We start from the raw sequence: 3911 nt of genomic DNA on the forward strand, positions 1-3911 counted from the left end.
ACGAGCTCTTTCTCGTCTGGCGCGGGACGATGCAGATCGAGTTTCCGGATCGCATCGTCCAACTTAGCCCCGGCGAGCTGTGCGTCGTTCCACGCGGCGTCGAGCACCGCACCGTTGCTGAGAGCGAGGCCGAAGTACTGCTCTTTGAACCCGCCGCCACCCGCAACACCGGCAACGTCGAGGACGAGACGTTCACTGCGCCCAACGGAGTGAAGCTGTGAGTCCGAATACCGAAATAGAGCGGAAGTTTCTGGTGATGGGCAGTGACTGGCAGAGCGCCTCACCGACCTACTACTGCCAGGGCTATCTCAACCGCGATAAGCACCGAACCGTGCGTGTCCGGGTTGCGGGTGAGCAGGGCTTTCTGACGGTCAAAGGCCTGACCACCGGAGCCAGCCGGGCAGAGTTTGAGTACACTATTCCCCTCGATGATGCCAAAGCGCTGCTGGCACTCTGCGAGGGGCCGCTGGTGGAGAAGATGCGCCATATTGTCAAGCACGCGGGGCTTCGCTGGGAAGTGGATGCCTTTCTCGGCGACAATGAGGGCCTCGTAGTCGCGGAGGTGGAGCTGGAGTCCGAGGCGCAAGAGATCGCGCTGCCCGAGTGGGTCGGGGCGGAGATCACCAGCGATGCGCGGTACTTCAACGCGAACCTCTCCAACCTGCCGTATAAACAGTGGAGGGACACAGGACAGGCACAGGGGCGTGTGCGGAGTGCTGCATGAGTATGTCTCCTACTAAATCGAGTGATAGCCCAAAAATCGTGTCTGAGTCCGGGCGAGTATTTGCGACATTTCCTGCTGCGGTTCTTGCTTTTATTGTCAATGCAAACGAGGAATTTCTTCTGCTGCGATGCGCCCGAAAAGGAGGCTGGCAGGTTCCGAGTGGAGCACTCGAATCGGACGAAAGTCCCACCGAAGCGCTGGAGCGTGAGTTGCGCGAGGAACTTGGTACTGAGTTCCGGCACCGTCTTTTGGGGCCAGTTGATGTATCGTCGTTTCAATGGGATGAAAAAATCTCGCTCTTAAGTATTAGTTTTCTCGTTGAGTATCTTGGCGGGGCGGTCACGCCAGGGGATGATATGGTCGGTGCCGAGGTTACTTGGATGCCTCTTGAGATGATCACTCCGCAGATCCCGATTGCCGTTCCGCAGAACATTTCTCATTTTACGCGGGCACTGCGGCTTTTTAGGCAATCGCACGGCGACCAGTAGGGGTTAAGGAGGTTACTCGGCTGGGCGATACAAAAGCTGCCTGATCCGGTGACCCGACCGCGTCTTTGAACCCATCCCCCTCTCCTTGATTACTATTCCCTAAATCTGTTATCATTCCCGCAGGCTTTCGGTGGGGAAGCGTGAAGGAGCCAAGGCAGATGGGTTTGGATGATTTTCTCTTTGACGATGCAGCGATGCGCGATTTTATCGTGAAGGGCTACTGTGTGCTAAAAGTAGATCTTCCGCCTGCATTTCATGAGCAGGTTTTTGAGAAGACAAAGAAGATTTTGGCCGAGGAGGGCAATCCGGGCAACAATATCCTGCCGCGCCTTCCCGAGGTGCAGGAGGTCTTCGATGCGCCTGCGGTACGCGGCGCACTCACCAGTATTTTAGGATCTTCCTACGTGATGCATGTGCACCGGTTTGCCCATCCCAATGGGCCGGGTGGCAAGGGCGGCGGGTGGCACAAAGACAGCTACTGGGGCTACTCCAAGGTGCGCGATCATCATCCACGCTGGATCATGGCGATGTACTACCCGCAGGATGCCCCGGTAGAGATCGGGCCGACGGGCGCAATTCCGGGGAGCCAGTACTACGAGTCGCGAGTGGCGACGCTGCCGCTCCGTGACGAGGAGGCCGCGCTCGATCCCGACGGCATCGGGCTTCCGGTTGCGGGCGAGGCGGGGAGCGTGATCCTGATCCACTTCGATCTGTGGCACCGGGCGTTTCCCAACCACACGGATAAAGAGCGCTACATGTTCAAGTTCCAGTTCACACGCCTCGACGAGCCGACCGAGGCGCACTGGAACCGTAAATCGGCTGAGATTCCCCTGAGCGCGGAGCTCGCCGACAATCCTCGGAGCCCGCTCTGGCGGCAGATGTGGCACTGGCTGGCGGGCGAGACAGCGTGGGAAACGACAGGCGATGCAGAAGCCCTGAAAACGGCGCTCTGGGATAGCTCGGAGGAGACGCGGCTAAGTGTGGCCTACACGCTTGGGGGCCTCGGCGCGGTGGGCGTGGCGATTTTGCGTGAGGGCCTCCTGCACGACGGCGAGCGCGACGAGGTGCGCCGCGCGGCATGCTATGGGCTGAGTGTGGCGGGGGTATCGGCGCTTGCCGCACTCACCGAGGCGCTTGCCTCTGAGAGCGAGCGCACGCGTGGGTTTGCTATCTATGCGCTGGGCGATCTCGGGGTGCGTGCGGCAGAAGCGATCCCCGCGCTGACGGCACTTACCGACGACCCTTCGGCGTTTGTGCGGCGGCAGCTCGCCGATGCGCTGGGACAGATAAAGAGCCAGCCAGAGCTCTCCGTGCCCGCCCTCACGTGCCTCCTCAAAGACACCGACGGCCAGACGCGCTTCAATGCCGCCTACGGCCTGGCCAAGTTCCGCGAGAAAGCCGTCTCCGCCGTGCCCGCGCTCGCCGAAGCGCTGACAGATGACAACCGCTATGTGCGTGGTCATGCCACGATCGCGCTGGAGCAGCTGGGCTCCGCATCGCCCGTCGCGCTCAAGACACTTTTGCACCACTTCCAGACCACGCGCTGGTGCCCGATCACGACCCGCGAGAGTACCTTTTGAAAACGTCACTTTGTCTTGCTTTTGCTTTGCTTGCCCTGCCCACTGCGGCTCAATCCGCCCAGCCCGCGAAGCCCAATCTTGATGCGCTGGCTAGAAGCGGGACGCGCTACACCCACGGCTACACCGCCCCGCTCTGTGGGCCGTCGCGGGCTTGCATGCTGACCGGGCGCTATGCCTTTCGCACGGGCGCGACCAATCAAGACGCCACGGGCCAGATGAAGCCCGAGGTCGAGACCATGATGCCCACGGTGCTGAAGTCGGCGGGCTATACCTCTTCTATGGTGGGCAAGTGGGGCCAGCTCCCGCTTGGCCCGGCGGAGTTCGGCTTCGACGACTACCTGCGCTTCAATGGCAGCGGGGTCTACTGGAGCAAGGAGGGAAAGAAACAGCCCTACACGGAGAACGGCCAGAGCAAGACCCCGGGCGCAAAAGAGTACATGCCGGACTTGATGCACCAGCATGTCGTGAATTTCGTCAACAAGAACCAAGCCAGGCCCTTCTACCTCTACTACTCGCTCTCCCATGTCCACGGCGAGATTCAGCCCACGCCCGACAGCGCCCCCGGCTGAAGCAGCGCGAACCTGGAATGAGCGAGAAACGCGCTAAGCTGGTGGCCCTGATCGAGCACATGGACGCGGGCGTCGGGAAAGTGCTCGACACGCTGGAGCGCACGGGGCTGGCGAAAGACACTCTGGTGCTCTTCACATCGGACAACGGCGGCGTGCTGGCCAACGGGGCTAACAACGGCCCCTGGCGTAGCGAAAAAGGCCACATGTACGAGGGCGGCCTGCGTGTTCCGGGAGCCGCGCGCTGGCCGGGCGTGATTGCGCCGGGGACAACTACCGAGCGCACGACCCTGACCATGGACCTCTTCGCCACGGCTTGTTCGGTGGCGGGCGTGTCGCCGCCACCTGGCATTGATGGCACGAGTTTCTTGCCCTCGCTTCGAGGAGAGCCTGAGACGCCTGAGAGCCGCGATCACTACTTTGTCCGTCGTGAAGGCGGTGTGGCCTACGGGGGAAAGACTATCGAGGCACTGCGTCGGGGAGACTGGAAGCTGCTGCAGGACAGTCCGTTTGCGCCACAAGAACTCTACAACCTCAAAACAGACCCGCTGGA

Annotated in this window: 6 protein-coding genes; all 6 read left to right on the forward strand. The window is 61.2% G+C overall.

Annotated features, from left to right (window positions below):
• Nucleotides 1-221: cupin domain-containing protein (locus ACH2EH_RS15500; protein WP_395142939.1), on the forward strand; the 221-nt coding region annotated here is incomplete at its 5' end.
• Complete coding sequence (locus ACH2EH_RS15505) at nucleotides 218-724, forward strand: CYTH domain-containing protein (RefSeq protein ID WP_395142940.1); 507 nt, start codon at nucleotides 218-220, stop codon at nucleotides 722-724. The genes ACH2EH_RS15500 and ACH2EH_RS15505, both read left to right, overlap by 4 nt.
• A gap of 2 nt (nucleotides 725-726) precedes the next feature.
• On the forward strand, nucleotides 727-1212 hold the full coding sequence (locus tag ACH2EH_RS15510) for an NUDIX domain-containing protein (RefSeq protein ID WP_395142942.1): 486 nt from the start codon (nucleotides 727-729) through the stop codon (nucleotides 1210-1212).
• 158 nt (nucleotides 1213-1370) lie between these two features.
• Nucleotides 1371-2792 carry a HEAT repeat domain-containing protein gene (locus tag ACH2EH_RS15515; protein ID WP_395142944.1) on the forward strand — a complete coding sequence of 474 codons (1422 nt, stop codon included), beginning with the start codon at nucleotides 1371-1373 and terminating at the stop codon, nucleotides 2790-2792.
• Nucleotides 2789-3361: a sulfatase-like hydrolase/transferase gene (locus ACH2EH_RS15520; RefSeq protein ID WP_395142946.1), complete on the forward strand. Its 573-nt coding sequence runs from the start codon at nucleotides 2789-2791 to the stop codon at nucleotides 3359-3361. Before ACH2EH_RS15515 ends, ACH2EH_RS15520 begins: the two co-directional genes overlap by 4 nt.
• A gap of 17 nt (nucleotides 3362-3378) precedes the next feature.
• The coding region (locus tag ACH2EH_RS15525) for a sulfatase (protein WP_395142947.1) at nucleotides 3379-3911 on the forward strand (533 nt) is incomplete at its 3' end.

This window comes from Armatimonas sp. (assembly GCF_043760365.1).
In the GTDB taxonomy this organism is placed as follows: domain Bacteria; phylum Armatimonadota; class Armatimonadia; order Armatimonadales; family Armatimonadaceae; genus Armatimonas.

Bases quoted from the DNA above. Each gene is read 5' to 3' on its own strand.
- ACH2EH_RS15515 (WP_395142944.1), top strand. From the start codon at position 1,371: ATGGGTTTGGATGATTTTCTCTTTGACGATGCAGCGATGCGCGATTTT.
- ACH2EH_RS15510 (WP_395142942.1), top strand. From the start codon at position 727: ATGTCTCCTACTAAATCGAGTGATAGCCCAAAAATCGTGTCTGAGTCC.